Annotated in this window: 20 protein-coding genes and 2 pseudogenes; 8 read left to right on the top strand and 14 right to left on the bottom strand. The window is 43.9% G+C overall.

The window, feature by feature from the left end:
* Positions 1-66: 66 nt before the first annotated feature.
* The 9 genes from E5331_RS20780 to E5331_RS15035 all read right to left on the bottom strand — a co-directional run bounded on the left by E5331_RS20780 (position 67) and on the right by E5331_RS15035 (position 7634).
* A complete protein-coding gene (locus E5331_RS20780) occupies positions 67-192 on the bottom strand; it encodes a hypothetical protein (protein ID WP_275441247.1) in 126 nt (41 codons plus the stop codon).
* A 27-nt stretch (positions 193-219) separates the two neighbouring features.
* A complete protein-coding gene (locus E5331_RS20440; protein WP_168355257.1) occupies positions 220-405 on the bottom strand; it encodes a hypothetical protein in 186 nt (61 codons plus the stop codon).
* 60 nt (positions 406-465) lie between these two features.
* Positions 466-2625: an outer membrane beta-barrel protein gene (locus E5331_RS15065; protein ID WP_275441250.1), complete on the bottom strand. Its 2160-nt coding sequence runs from the start codon at positions 2623-2625 to the stop codon at positions 466-468.
* Positions 2625-3653: a radical SAM/SPASM domain-containing protein gene (locus E5331_RS15060; protein WP_275441249.1), complete on the bottom strand. Its 1029-nt coding sequence runs from the start codon at positions 3651-3653 to the stop codon at positions 2625-2627. Before E5331_RS15060 ends, E5331_RS15065 begins: the two co-directional genes overlap by 1 nt.
* Before the next feature lie 32 nt (positions 3654-3685).
* Positions 3686-3922: a hypothetical protein gene (locus tag E5331_RS15055; RefSeq protein WP_135985635.1), complete on the bottom strand. Its 237-nt coding sequence runs from the start codon at positions 3920-3922 to the stop codon at positions 3686-3688.
* 672 nt (positions 3923-4594) lie between these two features.
* A complete protein-coding gene (locus E5331_RS15050) occupies positions 4595-4972 on the bottom strand; it encodes a hypothetical protein (RefSeq protein WP_135985634.1) in 378 nt (125 codons plus the stop codon).
* A gap of 237 nt (positions 4973-5209) precedes the next feature.
* Entirely contained in the window at positions 5210-6385 is a 1176-nt protein-coding gene (locus E5331_RS15045) for a hypothetical protein (protein ID WP_123484231.1), read from the bottom strand.
* A gap of 27 nt (positions 6386-6412) precedes the next feature.
* Positions 6413-6988, bottom strand: coding sequence for a hypothetical protein (locus E5331_RS15040; protein ID WP_123484230.1), 576 nt, complete (start codon positions 6986-6988; stop codon positions 6413-6415).
* Positions 6989-7271: 283 nt separating this feature from the next.
* Entirely contained in the window at positions 7272-7634 is a 363-nt protein-coding gene (locus E5331_RS15035) for a hypothetical protein (protein ID WP_123484229.1), read from the bottom strand.
* A 213-nt stretch (positions 7635-7847) separates the two neighbouring features.
* Between E5331_RS15035 and E5331_RS15030 the strand changes: the two are divergent.
* The 5 genes and pseudogenes from E5331_RS15030 to E5331_RS15010 all read left to right on the top strand — a co-directional run.
* Positions 7848-8012: pseudogene (locus E5331_RS15030) on the top strand (transposase); the annotation flags it as partial.
* A gap of 405 nt (positions 8013-8417) precedes the next feature.
* On the top strand, positions 8418-9899 hold the full coding sequence (locus E5331_RS15025; protein WP_123484228.1) for an Eco57I restriction-modification methylase domain-containing protein: 1482 nt from the start codon (positions 8418-8420) through the stop codon (positions 9897-9899).
* A complete protein-coding gene (locus E5331_RS15020; RefSeq protein ID WP_123484227.1) occupies positions 9887-10831 on the top strand; it encodes a BsuBI/PstI family type II restriction endonuclease in 945 nt (314 codons plus the stop codon). The genes E5331_RS15025 and E5331_RS15020 overlap by 13 nt, the downstream gene beginning before the upstream one ends.
* Positions 10832-10947: 116 nt before the next feature.
* Positions 10948-11850: a DUF362 domain-containing protein gene (locus E5331_RS15015; RefSeq protein WP_123484226.1), complete on the top strand. Its 903-nt coding sequence runs from the start codon at positions 10948-10950 to the stop codon at positions 11848-11850.
* Positions 11850-12374: a P-loop nucleotide/nucleoside kinase family protein gene (locus E5331_RS15010; protein ID WP_123484225.1), complete on the top strand. Its 525-nt coding sequence runs from the start codon at positions 11850-11852 to the stop codon at positions 12372-12374. The genes E5331_RS15015 and E5331_RS15010 overlap by 1 nt, the downstream gene beginning before the upstream one ends.
* A gap of 80 nt (positions 12375-12454) precedes the next feature.
* Here the strand turns inward: E5331_RS15010 and E5331_RS15005 are convergent, their stop codons facing one another.
* From E5331_RS15005 to E5331_RS14985, 5 genes are all read right to left on the bottom strand, one after another.
* Entirely contained in the window at positions 12455-15067 is a 2613-nt protein-coding gene (locus E5331_RS15005) for a TonB-dependent receptor (RefSeq protein ID WP_135985631.1), read from the bottom strand.
* On the bottom strand, positions 15064-15987 hold the full coding sequence (locus E5331_RS15000; RefSeq protein WP_135985629.1) for a GLPGLI family protein: 924 nt from the start codon (positions 15985-15987) through the stop codon (positions 15064-15066). The genes E5331_RS15005 and E5331_RS15000 overlap by 4 nt, the downstream gene beginning before the upstream one ends.
* Before the next feature lie 10 nt (positions 15988-15997).
* Positions 15998-16999 (bottom strand): M56 family metallopeptidase, encoded by a 1002-nt coding sequence (locus E5331_RS14995; RefSeq protein WP_168355256.1) that lies wholly within the window; start codon positions 16997-16999, stop codon positions 15998-16000.
* A gap of 32 nt (positions 17000-17031) precedes the next feature.
* Positions 17032-17403 (bottom strand): BlaI/MecI/CopY family transcriptional regulator, encoded by a 372-nt coding sequence (locus tag E5331_RS14990; RefSeq protein WP_123484237.1) that lies wholly within the window; start codon positions 17401-17403, stop codon positions 17032-17034.
* 115 nt (positions 17404-17518) lie between these two features.
* Positions 17519-18277: a LuxR C-terminal-related transcriptional regulator gene (locus E5331_RS14985; protein ID WP_123484221.1), complete on the bottom strand. Its 759-nt coding sequence runs from the start codon at positions 18275-18277 to the stop codon at positions 17519-17521.
* Positions 18278-18357: 80 nt separating this feature from the next.
* On the opposite strand from E5331_RS14985, the gene E5331_RS21015 reads away from it, so the two are divergent.
* From E5331_RS21015 to E5331_RS14975, 3 genes and pseudogenes are all read left to right on the top strand, one after another.
* Entirely contained in the window at positions 18358-18519 is a 162-nt protein-coding gene (locus E5331_RS21015) for a maltose acetyltransferase domain-containing protein (protein ID WP_420813830.1), read from the top strand.
* A pseudogene (locus E5331_RS21010) lies at positions 18513-18719 on the top strand (DapH/DapD/GlmU-related protein); the annotation flags it as partial. The gene E5331_RS21015 and the pseudogene E5331_RS21010, both read left to right, overlap by 7 nt.
* A 13-nt stretch (positions 18720-18732) precedes the next feature.
* Positions 18733-19383 carry a DUF1349 domain-containing protein gene (locus E5331_RS14975; RefSeq protein ID WP_123484220.1) on the top strand — a complete coding sequence of 217 codons (651 nt, stop codon included), beginning with the start codon at positions 18733-18735 and terminating at the stop codon, positions 19381-19383.
* Positions 19384-19512 lie beyond the last annotated feature (129 nt).

Genomic DNA, 19512 nt, shown 5'->3' with positions numbered 1-19512 from the left:
TAATATTCCTACAATTTTAACACTTGAGTCCTTGGTGATATCAGAGTAAACACGGAGAGCACGGAGTTATTCCCTCACCTTCTCCGAGCGAAGCTCGATGTTGTCATGGCTGTCCTTATCCCCCGTCCCAACCGTCTTGTCTGTTCTCTTCTCAGTTGCCATATCTGTCTTACTATCTGTATCTGTCTTCATATCAGTTGCCTAATTCAAGCTGGTTCTTCACGAGATTGTAGTATGCCCCTTTCCTTTCGATGAGGGAGTCGTGGTTCCCGGTCTCCACCACTTTGCCGCCTGTGATATACCGAGCATGGAGACACCCTCCGTGGTGGCGTGGCAATATTGCCCGATAAAATCAAGGGTATAGCCGCCACACCGCATTGCATCGAGTCCCTCGGACGTATGCACTCCATCTTACAAATGTATATGCTGTGGTATAGGCATTACCAACTACCGTTGATATTCGGCTCAATATATGTTTATTGATTCGTTCCTGCGCGAATAACTCCTTGTTTTGCTACCACCTTGGAATCTCCATACAAGAGTGAGATTGATCTGGTTGTCATCACGCCTGTACCGGTCGTTCTCAGACACCCTGTGATATCCCTTGGAGATGAGTTCCGAGCGATTTGATCTCTTTATCATGTGTATCGGCATTGTCCACATCGCAACGATCTGAAGACGGTGTGAGAAAAGGAATTTTACAAGCGACAGGGCATAACTGTCGCTTCTTGTCCAGGATACACTTTGTGGTGATATGGCGAGACCACTTTCCAATGAGCTGCTCAGATAGGCCTGAAAGGCATGTCTGCCGCTATTATACATGAGATACCAGTTATATGATGGAAGGATCCTTGACTTCCTCTCATTCTCATAGACTGTCCGCCGGCCATCGACACTTGCAGATACTGACACAGTCCATTTCCTGTTGAAGGTCTTGTTGTATGTCACGTTGGCTTTCCAGTTGGACAATCTTCCGTTATGTGGTTGGAAAGCCACATAATATCCATTGATTCCGTCAGGCCTCACACCTTCCCGGGTTCCGGCAATATTATAAATCATATTTGAAGAATAACAATATTCCCCGCTTATCGTCAGATTCCTCAGTATGTTGACCATGGCGCTGATCCTGTGATAGAGGTTGGGCTTGAGGTTGGGGTTGCCCGCCGAATATATCAGGGAGTCCGTGAAACGTCCGAAGTCTTGCTGCTGAGCCAAGGTGGGATAGAAGGTGGAGGCCGTATAGTTCAGCCTGACCATCACCTTTGAGGATGACCACATGGCATTAAGGCCAAATCTGGGAGTGACATTGGTGGATTTGCCGTCAGCGTAACTGGAATTAATTATATTGAAGCCTATATCGGCTCCTATTCCCCAATTCCATGCCGGATTGTATTGTATGCCGGCTGTGAGGGCGTTTCTGAAATCCTTGCTTGAAGTGAGAAGATTGCCGTCGGGAATTCCCTTCTCCGTATAACGTGTCCATGTGGCGTGGTCAGAAAGTGTAAGACCGAGTCTTGAATCAAGGAAGCTCCTCGACAGGTCTATCCCCCCCCATACGAAATCATTGGCGAGATGCCTGTTGTCCTCAATCCTGAAACTGCTCCGTTCCACAGATGAAAGTCTGTCGACAGAGGTTCTCGTATATTGGGCAGAGGCATCGATCGACCACAGGCCGGCCTTTCCTCTGTACTGCAGAATTGCCGCACGTGCAAAAGAGCCATGATCGGAGTTCCGTTTTGTCTGCAATTCCTCCGTGGCCGTTTCTTCTGGAATGCCGGATATGATCATGTTGCGGTTGACATTTTTTGAGAAAGACGGGTTTGCAAACAATCCCAGCGACAACGAATGGCTGTCGGAGATCTTATAGTCTGTCCATAGGGAGAAGTTTGCCGTATTGGAATGTGAGACGTAATTGGGATCGGAATAATCCGTCTTAAGATTCTTACGGTAATAATTGTTGAGAGGAAACACCTCCTCCCCCCATCGTCTTTCTGCCTCTTGCCCTCCGTTGTCATAACCCGAGAATGCAAAATTCCATTTTTCCCTGGTATAAGTGGCCTGCACGATTCCTCTCCAGTATGAAATATTTCTGCCTTTGCCATTATTGTGGCCGGGGCGTATGCGTGTCTCTCCAATAACGACACCGTCATATCCCACGTAGAGCGGTTTGGTGACAAGATTGACCACAACATCATAGCCACTATATTTTCCTGACGGGAAATTGGTTATGTTCACCTTTATGAATCTGTCCGGATTAAGCCGTTTTATATAATCATCATCTCTCTCAAGACTGTCAACAAGAATCTTGACATTCCCTGATCCGAGATAGGAGAGAGCCTTGGTGAGCGGATTATAGTGCATGCCTGATATTTTCCCAAGGATATCCCCGGCTTCGCGGGCATCCCCCCTCATTTCCTTTGTTATGAGATAGGTGTCGGTCTTTCCCTTATGTTCAACCACGCTCTTCTCCACCGTCAATTCCGGGAGTGTGTCTTGCGGCAATGCCTGCGTCAGGGTGTCCGGATTCAGCACGCATTCACGAGGGATTGCAGGGGTTCCGACGTTATGGCCAAACAAAATAAGGGTAACCAGAAGCAAGTTGGTAAGTTTCTTTATATGCGTCATCACATTTCTTCTCTTTGGGAAATTACATTTTTAATTTGCTTTGAATTCTTTACGATATTTCTTATTATATCGCGCATGTATTTGTCCGTATCATCATATTGACAAATTAACTTGCCATAATTTTTAAACATCTCATTTCTTTTAGGCTCACATGGTCCTCCACAGATAGGGAAATATCCACAATTGGAACACTCGGTATCTTCAACCTTATGCACGGGAATATGGGAAGCGGGAATACCTCCCTCCCATATAATATCACCATTGTCGGTAAGGGTTCCTTTAGTCGTAGCAATAGGATTATTATCACATTTCTCCACTCTCCCATCCGGGAAAATACAATCAAAATGCTTCTGATCCGCATAACATGTTCCGGATCTTGGAAGCTTTGGAGTCAAACCAATAAGCTGCGCTTTATAATAAAGCCTGTCTATATCCTCTTGACTGATAGACTGGGATGCTTCTTGCCAAACTTTATAAGGCATGAACGTGATGTTTTTTCTGCTTCCCTGAGAAAGCCTATCATCTATATCTCGAATTACTGCATCAGGATGAAGATTTTCATGGGTGTAATTAAACCTTAGTGTGCAGTGTGTATGTTTTGCAATCTCATCCACATTTTTCAGTATGATATCAAATGATGATGCATTGGGAAGATTTCTGACAGCATCATGGTATGATTGTTTACCGTCAATGGTTATTTGATAACTGTCTACCCCGCACTGCCTGAGTATCTCTATTTTGTGAGGGTCAAGCAAAATGCCATTTGTTGTAATTGCACAACTAAAACTTTTATCAAGTTTACAAGCCAAATCCTTCGCAAAAGAAGTCATCATGACCACCTTGTCAAAAGACAGCAGAGGTTCACCCCCAAACCATGACAGATGGAAAGATTTTATTGAAGGATCATTCAATTTGGAGACAATACGTTTCTTAATTCTCTTAAAAACTTCGTCGGACATCCACAGGTTCTCATGATCCTGGACACAATACCAGCACCTTAGATTACACTGATAGGTAGGGAGGATCATGAGATAATATTGATCCTCCCTTGACCATATAGTCATTTTTTTTCAAGACGGACCAGCTCATCCATATCATCTTCAACAACGAAACCCTCGTCATACATCCTATTTATAAATGGCTTGACCTCATCACCATACAGATGGCAATTAGATAATAAATCCTTATATACAGGAAGATGTGTGGATTTTATTTCAAAAAATTTCTCTGTAATACCATTAAAGACAATAACCTTATCCCCATCATCTACAAATTGGTTATAAATACTTGGTTTCATAGACAATACGTAAAATTTAATTTAAGGAATCGTAAAAATAAGTAATCGTGAAAAAGAGAGTCTCGGCGATAAGGCAGAGGGTATGCAAGCAATCCTCTACTTTATCGCCGGGCAATGCTCTCATTAGCTGTCCATGTATAAAAATCACGTTTCATCAGGTTTTGTTGAGGGAGGAGGTGGTGTCACTGTACCTCCACACTGAGCCACACAATTTCCGCAATGTGCTCCCTCACAATATGTATTTGTATTACATCCAGTTACCGCATGAATAGTGACATCTTCCTGAGATGTGCCTCCATGTATCTCTAACGATTCCATTTCTGATAAAATCTCAGAGGGAATAAATTTGGGATTAACTTTTGATTTCATGTTTTTTGATTATTTATTGTTATACCTTATGATGATTCAGGTTATTTGTTGTTTGATTCCATGCAAAGTTAAACAAAATGCTTTCCAAAAAACTTATACTTATAAGTTATAGGTATAAGTTTTTTTGACATTTTAGAATATTACCATACCATCCGGATACCAGTCTAATATTGAGGCATTATGTTGCGATGTTTCAAAACTCTACTGTTCCGGAGAAGACAGAACCGTCATCTGTGATACATTGAACCGTGTATTCTCCGGAGAATGTAGGGATATCTATATATATTATATTAGGAACATTATTCAGTATATACATCCAATATAGGTATGGCCGCTTGATGTGAGGATCAACAGATTTGCATTTTCCACTTTTCCCACATTAATATATGCAGGCGCGGAGGAATCTAAATATTGAATCTGAGTGCCGTTTTCGGAAGATTCCAAGCAGAGTGTACACTCTCCTTCAGATATCGCAAATTTGATGAAAAGCATTTCTCCATCGTATGTGCAACATATACGCTGCCGAGACGGCATCCTCGGTTTAAGAGTTTCATCATCGGAGTCAGGAATCTCAGTTATTGGTATATCTACATTCGGAGAGGAGTCTTGCACGGGAGAGGCGTGCATGTGAAGACAGAATGCAAACAGGATGAACATAATGGAAAATTTTGTAAATTTCATGTCGGGATCTTGTTAAGGTTATGGCTGCAAAATTATGGATTGCATTGGGATATGGCAAATATTTGGCAATCATAATTGTCTACATCTTTATTTGTAACAAGTTGATAATCAGTAATAAAGTGGATGTAGAAGAAACAGTTTTGTCTACACTCTGATATTGGTTTGTAAATAACTAATAATCAATTAGTTATTATTTATTGAAATATTTCTCTTGTTACCTCGTTGATTATTAATAAATTATGCAAAATATGAGAGAATAGCCCCTTTGTCGGGTAGATTGGAAGCAGCGATACGGTCAAGCAGTCGCTTTTTCTTCATGTAGAAATTCTTTAGTTTCAGATCCCGGATCAGGCATATTGCACGTGGGGAGAAACCCGCCAATACAAGGGTGAGCAGGGTTATGTCGTCCGGTTTAAGAAAGGTGCATTCCGATTTCATCTTACCAACAATCCCGTTCATATATTTGTCGACAGCATCCTCTATCTTTTGCATGTACTTGCAATCCTTCATCTTTTCGATCTCAAGTTCTATATCTTTCAGAATTGTCTGGCGCATGACCTCCGATTCCCCTTTCTCAAAAAATTGGTTGCAGAGAATGTTGAGGATATTCCAACTATTTCTGAACAGTTCCGACATCTCCCGTTGCATATCAGACTTTATCCGGTCAATATCTCCCACGACCTCCGGCGATTGCATCTGCCGTCTTTCCATCGCAGCTTTCAATTCCGAAATCTCATCATCCTTGCTTTCCAACGCCTTGCTCAGGGCATAGTATGACGCATCCTTTTCAGAGATCTGATTGGAAAGGAGCAGTATATTCTGAACCTTTGAGTCTATTTCCGCATCCTTTGCTTTTATTCCAAGCCTGTGTATGATGAATCCGACTACTGTCACGATAATCGCCATTGTCAGAGATATCCATAGAATGACGGTTATTCTCCTGGATTTGGAGCTTTCCCTGTCAGCTTTTGACGAATAATAGTCTCTTTGAGCAGAGACTACGGATTCTTTCAAGAGTGTACGGACATATTTATTTTGAAATGAGATATTACTGTCAGTGTATATCTTAGCTTTCTCAAAATTACCGGTGCAGGTATAATACTCCGCCCATCCGGAATAGACCGGAGCACGGTTGTCGGAATAACGCATAAGCGAGTCCGCCAACTTGAGCTCGGAGTAACATCCTTTCAGATCACCATAATACAGCTTGATGCGGGCATATCTGGCACGATTCCTTGCAGTCATCAGTCTCCTTAAATCACGCTCTGACAGATGCCCCAACAGGTCTTTAGCTTCATCATATTTTTTCGTATTGACCAATATTGGGAATTTGGAACGCATACAATAATAAGAAAGCATCGAATCGGCAGGGGGAATGACAGAGAGCCTGTAGATGCTGTCCAGTATATTCAAAGCGATGTCACTCTCCCCCTGATTCCCTTATGATATGGCATAGTCTACCATTACAAACCTGTGACGCCGCTCATTGCCGACCAATCTGTAATATTCGGCAGCCGCCAACGAACATTCCCCCGATTCATCATCGTTATGGGCTTTTAAGAACGCGTCTCCCATCATTTCCGAGATTCTTGCAAGCCAGTCGTAATCCTCCCGCATTCTTGCTATCTCTTTTGCCTCAAGCAGTAAGGATATTGATTTGCCGGGATTATTGGTATTCAAGGCTATTGAGGCTCGGAAATAGAGTGATTTCATATACTCTTCCGAGTCGGGAAAGTCAGCATAATAGCGTAGTGCCACATTTATCAGTGAGTCATCATCCGAATCAATGTAGTTCTTGTAATTTGCCTCGGAAAGGAGAAGTGCATGGCGGGCATTCTCTCTTGCCGACCCCAGTTCGGAGATCTCTATCTCCTGAAGACGGGAAAGCGCGGCAATGGGATCCGGCTCCATGATACTGTCGATGGAGTCCATCCTGTCCATCATGGATGAACCCCTTCCGCATCCGCCCGATATGCAGGATATGAATACCAGATATATGAGAATAACATGCTTCATAGACAGGCATAATCTTCTTTACGATTACTCAAAATTTGCCGAGTAACCAATATGCAAAATTATAAAAAATCCGGGACAATATCGCTTATAGAAGCGATCTACGGCTCTATCTTCATAAAAAACGGCGCAAAAATTCCCTGAAAGTCTAAACGCAAATTTGTGACTAAGGCATTAAAGCCAAAGGACGAACTATCTCAATTTTCAGACCCAAGATTTCGATAATGTGGAAAAACAGGGCTTCATTAAAGTTTATATATAAAACAACTTTTTTACAAAAATATTATTATGGCAGTTGCGAGGTGTACTCTTGTATTTGACGGTCGATGCTTTTGAGATTGTTGTTGATTTTTCGGAGCACGTGTGCTGCAATGATTACTCCCACTATTCCTCCTATCCCGCCGGATATGATGAATAAGAGTCCGGTGTCAAGACCGAAGAAATCGGCACAAACGGGGGATGATATGAACTCGTAGCATAGCCAAACAAACCACAGAATCAATATACATAGTCCTGTTGCAAAAGAGATGGCGAACCGTTTCTTTGATTTTCGCGCCATGACGGCACCCTGCAGCAGGGTGGTGTTAGAATCGGTCACTACTTTCAATGGGTAGGCTGACCAATTATCGGCTATCCAGTCAGCCGCCATGAGTGTGCATGTCGTTATGGTGAATGCTAATGAGAGTCGTAAGGCGACACCGAGTAAAATCCATAACAGAATCGTGCAAATACATACCAGAGCATATTGAAGTGGTTTAAACTAATTTTTAAATGTTAAAATAAATGTCAAGATATTAAAATACAGCGTACTTCGGTTGAAATTCGCTATATTAGAGTTACGACACTTTAATTTATCGAACCAATGCCGAAATACACTGTACTCGACAAAGATACAATAAAAAATGAAATAATGCCAAATCTCAGCGTAGCAAAAAGAGGATTTGTCTCCCAAGGTTGCCTTATCGAGGTCGTAAATGCGATTCTCTATAAGCTCAGGAGCGGTTGCCAATGGCATCAGCTCCCGGTTCTCTTACCAGTTTTTCAAATTTATCTACTTCCGGTGATTTCATTTCTGAGAACAGATGTTTTTATCCGTTAGTCGCACAATACACCTCTAAAATTACAAAAAAGATCAAGAAAATCATAGACAATGAAATGGAGTCTAACAAAAGAGTTGATCTTTCACCATTGATTTTAAGTTCTATCTGATTTTATTAAATCAATTTTGTCGCATCAATAAAATTAATTAACTTTACGTTAATGTTAAATGATTTGCAGATGAGCGAATATATCAACAGGATACAAGGTTGTTTCCAACCGATATATACGTTGCGGTCAATCCCGGCTTATTAGAGGTTGACATACGAGTGCTGCTTAATCCTACATAACGATATGGAATAGTCGCAGAACCATATTATTTACGGTATAAAGAATGACTAACAGGTCTAAACATAATAATATTCTTTCAGAGGTCGTACAAAATACTAACGGCTTCATTTCCAGTGTGCCAAAATCAAAGAGAAAAATTTTCGGACAGTTCTTCACGACTGCTTCCACCGCAAGATTTATGGCATCTCTTTTTGAGATTGATTTTTCGAAGACACATCTTGAACTGTTGGATGCCGGAGCCGGAACCGGTGTGTTGAGTGCTGCTATGTTGGATCATATCTTTAATAATGGTTTCAAAGGAACTGTACATCTAACCTGTTACGAAACAGACGATGAGGTTTTCTCCATTTTGGAGAAGAATCTGATACTTGCCAAGCAGATTTATGGTATTGAATATACACTTCTGAAAGAAAATTATATCACGACTCAATTTTTCGGAGTCAACTCACTTATGACGGAAGACGGTGACAGGTATGACTATATAATCGGCAACCCTCCATATCTGAAAATATCCAAGGATGCGCCGGAAGCTAAAGCTATACCTACTGTGTGTCACGGAGCTCCAAATCTATATTTCCTTTTCTGGACGATGGGTATTTACAATCTAAAACCTGAACATGAGCTTGTCTATATCATTCCTCGGTCATGGACTTCCGGTGCCTATTTCAAGAAATTTCGGAGCTATATGTTCAGTCAGTGCGTGATTACTGATGTGCATCTATTTGAAAGTAGGGATAAGGTATTTAGCGGAGAATCAGTTCTTCAGGAAACAATTATAGTAAAGGTGAAAAAGACGACGAATAAGCCTGAATGTGTTAATATTACAACTTCGTCCACATCAGATTTCAGGGATTTAAAACAATTCAGAGCTTCTTATGACACTGTCATTCCTAAGAACCAATTTGTCTATCTCGTGACAGACACAGAGGAGGCAAAGGTTCTGGAAAGAGTCAACAAATTACCGAGTACCTTGCCGGGCATGAATATGAAGATGCAGACGGGTATCATAGTCGATTTTAGAACAAGAGAAGTGCTACGTGACAAAATGGAGGAAGGAGCTTTTCCTTTGTTGTACTCACAGCATATAAAGAATGGACGAGTCACATGGCCTTTGGGCAAAGAGGGAGAGGTAATCAAGACCGACAGGACATCATTCCTACAGAGGAATAGTGACTTTCTGCTTGTAAAACGCTTTACGGCAAAAGAGGAGAAGCGTCGTCTTCAATGTGGCATTTACCTCAAGCAGCGGTATAAACAATTCGAATATATCAGTACGCAGAATAAAGTGAACTTCGTGAAATGTGATTCACCTTGCATAACTTACGGATTGTATGTATTGCTTAATTCCACTCTATACGATACATATTACCGTATCTTGAACGGCTCCACACAGGTAAATTCTACAGAAGTAAATCAAATGCCTATTCCTGAGCGTGAGGTAATTGAGGCTATGGGAAGAGAACTTATGCATCAAGACCTCACAGAGGCAAACTGTAATAAAATAATAGATAGATGGATAAATTAGAACATGCAAAGATCCTATTGAATCAGATTGGAATGCCTCAGAAACAACAGGGTGTTCTTTGTGCTCTTGCATTGCTTGCAATGGCTGGGTTAAAACGGGGGACATGGTGGTCTGATGCTACCAATGAATGGATACGCATACATGATATCATCCGGTTTATCGCAAATAATTATAATGTAATTTATGCCGAGAACTCCCGTGAAACATTCCGTAAGCAGGCTATGCATCCTTTCAGAACAGCGGCTATCATTGAAGACAACGGAATGCCAACAAATAGTCCAAATTACTGCTATCGCATCACGAATGAATTTCTAAATGTGATTAAGGAAGTAAATGAGGAGGACTATCCAAGTGCGGCAGAGCCGGGTATAGCTTTGACAATGTTTTTTTCCAACCACGAATCGCTGTCCCAAATTTATGCGTCTAAAAAGAGGATGCAGAAAATGCCTGTGCGTATCAATAGTCAGGATTTTACATTCAGTCCGGGTAAGCATAATGAATTACAAAAGGCGATAATTGAGGAGTTTGCACCTCGTTTCGCACCTAATTCTGAATGCCTTTACGTCGGTGATACCATTCGGAAAGATTTGGTGAAGAATACGGAAAAATTATCTGAACTTGGATTTCAGATAACCTTGCACGACAAAATGCCGGATGTGGTTCTATACCGTGAAGATAAGAACTGGATTTATTTCATCGAATCTATCACCTCCGTTGGTCCGATGGATCCCAAACGCATAGGGGAGATTGAAGCAATGACACGCAATGTCACTGCAGGAAAAATTTTCATTTCGGCATTTCTTGACTTCGCCACTTTCAAAAAATTCTCAGATCAATTGGCGTGGGAGACAGAAGTATGGATTGCTGATATGCCAGACCACATGATTCATCTGAACGGGGATAGATTCATTGGACCTCGAAAAGGTTATTAGAAAATGATTACCAACTCAGACTCTTCGTTGAGGTAATATGCGAAAATCCTCTAAGTATCTTAAGATACTAACAATTCTTCTCTTTGATTTATATAAATAATTATAAATGAATAGATATGCAGACATCCGAAAATCCCTCAGTAGTATATTTTTGTCCGCGCATCACTGCCGACAATCTCGTAAACGTTTATAAGGCTCTCGGTCGCGAGGCAAAGGGGCGTGTGGCAATCAAGGTTTCCACCGGTGAGGCAGGCAACCCCAATCATCTCAGCGTTGACGTAATCAAGAAATTCGTACATCTTGTAGATGGTACTATTGTGGAATGTAATACAGCCTACGACGGACGCCGTTGCAATGTGCCAGACCATCTCCAGACTGCCGCTGAACATGGTTTCACTGCTATTGCCGAGGTGGATATCATGGATGGCGAAGGTGAAATGTCGCTACCGGTAAGAAATGGACGCCATCTGAAGGAGAACTTCGTTGGCAAGAATTGGCGCAACTATGATTTCACAGTTATCCTTTCCCACTTCAAGGGACATCCGATGGGAGGTTTTGGCGGAGCACTCAAGAATGTGGCTATCGGTATGGCTTCGGCTGCCGGTAAGGCCTGGATCCATACTGCGGGTAAATCAAAGACAGTGCCTGTGGATTGGGAGAATTTACCACCGCAGAACGACTTCCTGGAATCTATGGCAGAAGCCTGTGAATCGGTGTTTGACCAAGCCGGTGATAATATTCTATATATCAGTGTTGCAAACAACCTCTCCGTTGACTGTGATTGCGTGGCTGAGCCGGAACCTATACACATGGAAGATATCGGCATACTCGCGTCGCTCGATCCTGTGGCACTTGACCGTGCTTGTGTGGATATGGTGTATGCTTCTCCTGATCCGGGTAAATCGCATCTCATTGAGCGTATAGAATCGCGCAACGCCACCCATATTCTGGACTATGCCGAACAACTCGGTCTCGGTTCACAGAAATACGTATTGAAAGAAATTGCCTCCGCCCTGTGATGATAACTGACACCTGCTACTCTGCTGATATCATTCCCGATCTTGCTTCGCGACGAGTGATTTTGATGTGCGGAATCAGCGGCTCTGGCAAGACTTATTTTGCCCGAAATCTCGAACGCTACGGGTTTATCCGCGTATCTGCCGATGCCATAATCTGGGATAAGTATGGTTCTGCCATTGATTCTCTATCTTCCGAAATGCAGATGGAAGTTTTTAGGGCAGCCGATGACGAAATCTTGGAGATCGTTTTGCGTATGCTAAAGGATGGAAAGAGGGTGGTAGTTGATTCTACGATGTGTAAACGCAGCAAGCGCGACGCAATGCGCCGCGCCTGCGCGCTTGCGGGAACAGAGCCGCTATTGGTGTATCTGGAAGCTTCGCTCTCTACGCTGAGCCGCAGGCTGGAATCGCGTCGAGGAGTCGGTCCAGACGACCTGATTGTCCCGTTGTCCCGTCTGCACTCATTCGTGAGCAACTTCCAGCCCCCTCAATCCGATGAACCTCACATCGTCATCCCGCAATAAATAAATGTCTTATCTCAACGCATTTTTGGCAGCCGGTTTCCCCGTGGCTTCACTCTATGATTTGGGAAACCTTGCCATCATTATTTGGTGAAGATGAGAGACAGAGTGATTTCACGGCCGCGCAGGGCATAGTTGTAGGCATACGTGTCCAGTCCCGAATAGAGAATGTAGGAATAGTGGCGGCGGTTAAATATATTGTTGGCTGAGAGTCTGATTCTTAGAGATTTGATTTTATATGTGGCTCTGAAGTCCCAAAGAAGATTGCGTTTATATTGGTTCTTGGAGAGCTGTCGGTCGGAATAGTCTGCGTTTGTTTTAAGTTCAAGGTTGTCGATTGGGAAAAAGGAGAGACTTAAGCGGGCGTTGAGGGTGCGGTAGTCATTGCGCACGTTGGCAAACCGTGATTCCGTGAAGCTGATTTCTGCTGCGAGATCAGTCTCTATCCATGAAAGCGGTCGCACGTTGGCACTTGCCTTCACGTAGGCGTCCGTAGAATAGTATTCTGTGGGCGCATTCTGCTGCATAATGCGTCTCTTATTGATGGAGTATGCCGATGATAGCGTGAATTTGGAGCGGATTGACATCACGTTTTTTGAAGCTGAGCCGCTGAGGGTAAAATCCTGCCCATTGTTATCGGCGGCAATCGATGATGAGGAGGAAGACGAGTCTGTTATATACTGCCCTTGCATCAGGTTATGTTTTGATATGGAATAGCTGGCGGAGAGATATGCAAACCATAAGTTGACGGGTTCGCGGTATTCGTATTGACCTCTTGTCGAGAATGAGGAACTGCGTGCGAGGATTCCTGAGTTGGCGGATTCTCGGCGATAGTCGTGCATCACTTCATTGTCAAGCAGTGTCAGTAAGTCGCCGTGGGTGTGGTTGAAAGATGATGAGAATGTCCATTTCGATGATGGTGTGGCTGTGTATTTGAACTGCACCGATGGGTCGGCATAGAAATGGCTGAAACGCAGACGCGCCCCCTTCCCGACACGGTTGTCGCCGCTTATTGCCACGGCTTTAAAATCCACACGGGCATTGACGTTCATGCGCTTGTCGCGGGTAGTGAGTTGATATGACGGTGTCGCGGAGAATAGGAATGTGTGACCCAGCATGTCGTTGTCGCTTTGGGAGCCGATACGGGTAAGGGAGGTTGCCACTTTCTCGCGACTCCCTTCGGCTTTCAGTGAGATGTCCCATTCCGAAAGACCGGCACGAATGGTGGAGCCAAATCTTTGCACGGCTTTCAAGCGGCTGCTCCGGGCTTCTTGCAAGATGTTGCCTTCAGTGGTGGATATGTCAAGCGAAAGCGAAGGTGTCTTGTCCCAGCTGATGTCGGTAGTGGAATGCCATTCCAGATGTCCTATACGGAAGCGTAGGTAAACAGCATCTGCAATCTTGAATTTATCAAATTTTTCATATTGGCTAACAGCCGATCCGTCAGCGATTACTGGCATGTCGATCTTGTTGAAGTCGGCAGCCGAAGAGAAATCGTTGCTGAAATACATGTGGTCTGAGTTGAGTTCATATTGTGCGCTGAGCATTGGCAAATGCCTGTGGCGGCAAGAGAAATTTTCGTTGTTGACGGTCAGCCAGCGGTCGTCGCCCAGATAATAGTCTACGGAAGATGCGGAGGTATTGTCCTGCTTATGGTAAGCGTAAGAGGCGTTGATCCTGAGAGTGCTTTCCTTGCCTGTCTTGAATATGGAATTTGCCGACACCAGTCGGTCGTTGACATTCAGGTATCTTTTGCTACTGAGTGGGGGTGAGCTGGCGGGGAGCGTGCCGATCACATCCTCGGCTCCTGAGACGGCACTTTCGGCTCCATAGCCCCTTACGGTGACCGGTCCGGAATGTGGAAGTGCAAATTCGTCGATATTTCCCATTTTTGCAGACACAGTGCATTGGAACTTCGGCGTGAACATCATTCCTGTGGTACCCAGGGCATACAGGAATTTATCTGTCACCTTGTCTGCGGATACCCCCACGCCGGCTGATGCCTCCGAAGTGCCTGCCGGACGGAACATGGTGCTCCTCTTCAGACGCACGTTGAGAGCGACCTTATCCGACAGTTTCCCCTTATCCATCTTGGCTTCGTTGTGGTTGTTGAGCACCTCCACGCTCGAGACATTGGCTGCAGCGAGGTTTCGTGTGGCAAGAGCGTAGTTGCCTCCAAGCATTTCCAATCCCTCGATATAGAAATTGCTGATATCTTTACCCATATAGCTGATTTTGCCATTGTCGGCGACCGTAATGCCCGGCACTTTTCTCAATGCCTCGTCGAGCGGCACATCCCCTTTCCCTAGAAATTGCGCAAGGTTGAAGCGGAGAGTGTCGCCGTGCTGGTAAACCGCAGGGGCGCTCACCACCACCTCGCGCAGTTGTGTGGTATTAGGCTGCATACGCAGCTTAAGGGTCTGATTCGCATTGGGCACACGTAGTGTCAGCCTTTCAAATGCCAGTTTGTCAACGGTTATTGTAAGACTGTCAGTGTCCGGCTCGATCGCAAGCGAGAATGAGCCGTCGGCTTTTGTATTGGCAAAGGCTTTGATGGTTTTGCCGGACGTCGCCTTTACAATAGCATGGGAGAGGGGAATTCCCCCCTCATCCCACACCTTACCATCAATCACGTTGCGGGCGTCGATGCAGATGGGTGCCATCATGGCACATAACAACAACAGTAAAGCTTTCATTCCTTTTCCAGAGGTGTATAGCCGTTGGGACGTTGGCGTAAAGTGATACCATTGATTATGATGTTGGATCCTCCGGCTGCTGATTTAGTCACGGTGATGCTTTCAATCATTGATGGGTCTATCCCTTCCATGCCGGTTGCTTCTGAATTGAGTTTGCGCTTTATCACCTTGTCACGGTTGGAAAAATGCACATTCAGTTTGTCGGGCAAGACAATCGGCACGTTCTCTTCGCGGAATGCGATGGCAGTGAAGGTGTGCAGACCCTCAGAGTCGGCAGCCTCCATGATAAGTCCCGGCAAACCGTTTAGCTTCCAGGGTCCGGTGCTGACAGGGATATCCAGCGTGTACCAGGCTGTCCACTCCCGTCCACCGTAAGAGGCAGTTGCCCTGTTGCAACTATATCCGCATATATTTTTAGTAGAATCTTCATGCAGAGACCATTCAATTTGCCCCATTGGCTCTTCGTATCCCATTATGTTAGGTGCGATTTCTTGCGTCACGGTCATGGAGCCTTCCGGTAGATTCTGCCATACTTCGGTATCAAAGAAGAAGACGGAGTTCGTTTTCTTTTGCTGCATTTCTTCAATGAGGGCGGCGTTGCTGACCGGGGCGGTTGCGATAGAGTCAAGTAGATATGAGGTATAGTCGGTGAATTTGGAAAGCGGTTCCCCTATCTGCAGAATGGTAGCATAGGTCTCGCCTCCCCCCACGTTTATCTTATACTCATACACACAGTCATATCTTGACATTCCTGATATCTCCACTTTGCGAGGGGTGGGATCCGGCAGGATACTGTCCTTCTCTTTAGATTCCACGCCAATAACTTTGATCTGTGGACCGTCAGCTTGATTTTGAGAGGCATACGAAACCCCTTGCGGCAATATGAGTATTGTCGCCAGAATAAACTTGTAGTTGTTCATAATTATGTGATTATTTATCTTTTAGTTCAATGATGACATGGGTCTTCGGATCTTTTGTAACAGTTATTGACTTTATCCGGTCGGGATCCAGTCCTTCCAACGACTCGTAGTCTACCGGCTTACCGTCGATGATCCATTCCGTTTCATCCCAGTCCGTGGTCGGTCTTAACGAGTGGGTCATTGATGTCGCCATCGAGTCAAAGTTTACAAACATAATCACTGCGACTACAGCCGGGATGCTTAGAAAGGCACCCATCATCGATCTCTTGGGTGTAGGCTTGCTCAACATCATGTTAATGCGTTTGCTTATCAGTCCGTGGTTGAGGCAATTTGCCAGCATTGAGAATTTTATTCCGGCTGTCTTACGGATTAGCATGAGCTGATATTGCTTTATGTTGAGTCCTGAGTCGGCAACGGCAGCATCCGCCTGGTATTCATGCACATTCTTCAGTTCGCGGAGCAAAAGCCACGCAGCCGGATTAAACCAGTTGAAAATAATTGCCAGCTGGGCGAGCATAATGTCGATCCAATGATGGTGTGAAATATGTGAGGATTCATGGATTAGGATAGCTTCCCCGTTTTCAGCATAATCTTTCTCACTTATGAATATGCGTCCTCCCCATCCGAAAGGAGTGAATCTGTCGTCTGCAGTGAACACTATGTTGCCATCGTGCCTTGTGCCGCCACGGTTAATCCTCGCGATCTTAACCATGTTTGCCAAGGTGATGGCAAGCATTATTGCCACCCCTGCAATATAGATCCCTATTACCGACAATACCATCCATTGCGGAAGAGAGAGGGCGTCAGAGTCTGATATGGATACTCCCGTACGGCCGTGTGCGACCGGTTGCCGCATTGCATTGTCAAAAAACATCTGCAATGGAAGAAGCGCGAATGCCACAACATACGACAGCATCAGATACAGACGGTTGAATCCATGGTGCGTCGTGTTGCAGAGGAAAAGCTTGTAGATGAAGTACAGGCATATCAGGATTATTCCAGAATACGCCATATACGTAATAAATTGGGCAATATGGGTCAGCATTATTCTTTGTTTTTATGTGCTTCTTCTACTTTTTGTAACAGCTCTCTGAGCTCTTCCTCAGATATGTCTTCTTTTTTGAATAAGGTTGACACCATCTGAGTGAAAGAATTGTTGAAGAACTTGTTTATTATCCCTTTGATGGTGTAGCACTGATAATCATCTGACGAAATAATAGGATAGTATTGATGCGACTTTCCAAAGCTGTTGTGGCTGAGAAATCCCTTCTCCTCCAATATCCTTACAAAAGTTGATATAGTATTGGTGTGGGGCTTCGGATCAGGCATGCCCGCCACGATATCTTTGACAAAGAGCGGACCACGCTCCCAAAATATCTGCATCAATTCCTCTTCTCTTGGTGTTAGTTTCTTCATGATCATTAATTTTTGTGCAAAGATAAACTAAATATTTTAGTTATGCAACTAAAATGCTTAGTTAAATATATTTTTATTTTCTTTCTTTACCCGAAGATCCGCCAACAATTCTCCATCAGATGACAATTCCTAATGATCTTGCTATTCTATACGCCTCCATTGAGTTGTGAACTTGTAGTTTTGCATTGATGTTCTGACGATGGCGGCTCACTGTGTGGACGCTTATGCTCAGTTGTCGTGCAATCTCTTTGCTGCTCATACCGTTGGCAATCATTTGAAGTACGGAAATCTCCTTATGTGATAGAATATCTTTGCCGGTCGATACATCAAGACTCATGTTCGTGCCGTTGATATTGTTGATGACTACTGCACAGTTCTGCATCGGAAACAATAACGGACCATAGAGACAGAGTGCGAATCTGACCGTATTGCCATCGCTGTCCGGTATGTAGTAAAGACGATGCATTGCAGTCATATAGTCTCCGTCATGTCTCCTTATCCTTACCTGTTGCCACAAATTCTGTCTGAAACGCATTGCACCGGAAGCCTTCTGTATATGGTGAAAGTACAGAAGCTCATTAAGCATTTTCATTTCCAAATCATCAGGATGTATAACATCGAGGATATTCTGCTCCCATATTGAATTGATTTCCCCGTTGCATACAGAAGCATCAATATCAAGTGTTTGAGCGAACCCGCCGTCAAAAATATAGCTCTTGTGTTCTTTAAGGTCGCTCAATACTGCCAGTGCACATTCAGTAATGGCATATCCTTCGGCTGTAATGATACTCTTTTGCAAACATGCACCGTCTTCAGAACTGTACAGCCCCTTCTGCTTGGAAAATTCCATGTCGAGTTTGCTCCTTACATTCATAAAATGGTTAATTTTGACTATTGTACATTCGTTTAAAGGGTGTTAACTTTGCAAAGTTAATAACAAACTATGGTTATTCAATGATTACAGAAAAAGAAAAGATGCTCAGAGGAGAACTATATGACGCTAATAATGATCCGTCATTGATAGACGAACGTAGAGAGTGCAAGATTCTTCTCCATGCATTTAACGCAATCATTCCGGCAAATGAAGAAGCCAGAGAGGAGTTGCGTTTGATGTGATGCAACGTAACGCGGGACTTGAATACGCCAAGCCAATCATTGTTGGCAACAATGTGTGGATTGGCGGCAATGTGACTGTGTTGCCCGGTGTTGTCATTGGTGACAATTGTGTGATAGGAGCCGGCAGTGTAGTGACCAAAGATATACCTGACAATTCACTCGCCGTCGGTAATCCATGTAAGGTAATCAGAAAACTATAATAGTCATATCATAATGAATAAATTTGCATTACTCTTGGCAGCGGTGATGACATCTTTCGCTGCAGAAGCCCAGACCCTTGAGAAAATGAACTGGTTTAATGAGCCTGCCGTATGGGAAATCGATGGAAAAACTCTCATAATGGATGTTACCCCATATTCCGATTATTGGCGCATATCACATTATGGATTTACCGTTGATGACGCCCCCTTTTATTATGCCAACTACGGGGGTGAATTCGAGGCTAAGGTAAAGGTGTCGGGAGACTATAAGGTCAGGTTTGACCAAGCAGGACTTATGCTGCGCATCGATCCGGAGAACTATATCAAATGTGGCATAGAGTATGTGGACGGCAAATACAATCTGTCGGTAGTAGTGACACATCACACATCCGATTGGAGTGTCATCACACTTGATAAGCCGGTGGAGTATATCTGGTTGAAAGCTGTGCGTCGCCTTGATGCGGTTGAGATTTTCTATTCTTTTGATGACAAGGAGTACACTATGATGCGCAACGCATGGATGCAGGACAACACACCTATGCAGGTCGGGGTGATGGCTGCTTGTCCCGATGGTGAAGGCTTCAAGGCCAAGTTTGAGAACTTTACAGTAAAGCATCTTCCTGACCAACGTCGTTTGCAATGGCTCAAAGAGCACGCTGAATAGGCTTTTGCAAAATCCACAACTAATTTACTAACAAGGTATATTCTGTTTTCACGATAAAGATAACAATAAAAATTAAAACAGGATTCATTTTATGAGAAATTCTCATAAAATGAATCCTGAGATGTGAAA

It is taken from the genome of Lepagella muris (genome assembly GCF_004793975.1).
GTDB lineage: Bacteria > Bacteroidota > Bacteroidia > Bacteroidales > Muribaculaceae > Lepagella > Lepagella muris.
The sequence above is the reverse complement of the archived record's forward strand: the minus strand, read 5'-3'. Positions and strand labels throughout refer to the sequence as shown.

Excerpts from the sequence above, each read along its gene's own strand:
- E5331_RS20780 (WP_275441247.1), bottom strand. The coding sequence starts at position 192 with ATGAAGACAGATACAGATAGTAAGACAGATATGGCAACTGAGAAGAGA.
- E5331_RS15065 (WP_275441250.1), bottom strand. The coding sequence starts at position 2,625 with ATGACGCATATAAAGAAACTTACCAACTTGCTTCTGGTTACCCTTATT.
- E5331_RS15060 (WP_275441249.1), bottom strand. The coding sequence starts at position 3,653 with ATGATCCTCCCTACCTATCAGTGTAATCTAAGGTGCTGGTATTGTGTC.
- E5331_RS15055 (WP_135985635.1), bottom strand. The coding sequence starts at position 3,922 with ATGAAACCAAGTATTTATAACCAATTTGTAGATGATGGGGATAAGGTT.
- E5331_RS15050 (WP_135985634.1), bottom strand. The coding sequence starts at position 4,972 with ATGAAATTTACAAAATTTTCCATTATGTTCATCCTGTTTGCATTCTGT.
- E5331_RS15040 (WP_123484230.1), bottom strand. The coding sequence starts at position 6,988 with ATGAAGCATGTTATTCTCATATATCTGGTATTCATATCCTGCATATCG.
- E5331_RS15035 (WP_123484229.1), bottom strand. The coding sequence starts at position 7,634 with ATGGCGGCTGACTGGATAGCCGATAATTGGTCAGCCTACCCATTGAAA.
- E5331_RS15025 (WP_123484228.1), top strand. The coding sequence starts at position 8,418 with ATGACTAACAGGTCTAAACATAATAATATTCTTTCAGAGGTCGTACAA.
- E5331_RS15020 (WP_123484227.1), top strand. The coding sequence starts at position 9,887 with ATGGATAAATTAGAACATGCAAAGATCCTATTGAATCAGATTGGAATG.
- E5331_RS15015 (WP_123484226.1), top strand. The coding sequence starts at position 10,948 with ATGCAGACATCCGAAAATCCCTCAGTAGTATATTTTTGTCCGCGCATC.
- E5331_RS15010 (WP_123484225.1), top strand. The coding sequence starts at position 11,850 with ATGATAACTGACACCTGCTACTCTGCTGATATCATTCCCGATCTTGCT.
- E5331_RS15005 (WP_135985631.1), bottom strand. The coding sequence starts at position 15,067 with ATGAAAGCTTTACTGTTGTTGTTATGTGCCATGATGGCACCCATCTGC.
- E5331_RS15000 (WP_135985629.1), bottom strand. The coding sequence starts at position 15,987 with ATGAACAACTACAAGTTTATTCTGGCGACAATACTCATATTGCCGCAA.
- E5331_RS14995 (WP_168355256.1), bottom strand. The coding sequence starts at position 16,999 with ATGGCGTATTCTGGAATAATCCTGATATGCCTGTACTTCATCTACAAG.
- E5331_RS14990 (WP_123484237.1), bottom strand. The coding sequence starts at position 17,403 with ATGAAGAAACTAACACCAAGAGAAGAGGAATTGATGCAGATATTTTGG.
- E5331_RS14985 (WP_123484221.1), bottom strand. The coding sequence starts at position 18,277 with ATGAATGTAAGGAGCAAACTCGACATGGAATTTTCCAAGCAGAAGGGG.
- E5331_RS21015 (WP_420813830.1), top strand. The coding sequence starts at position 18,358 with ATGATTACAGAAAAAGAAAAGATGCTCAGAGGAGAACTATATGACGCT.
- E5331_RS14975 (WP_123484220.1), top strand. The coding sequence starts at position 18,733 with ATGAATAAATTTGCATTACTCTTGGCAGCGGTGATGACATCTTTCGCT.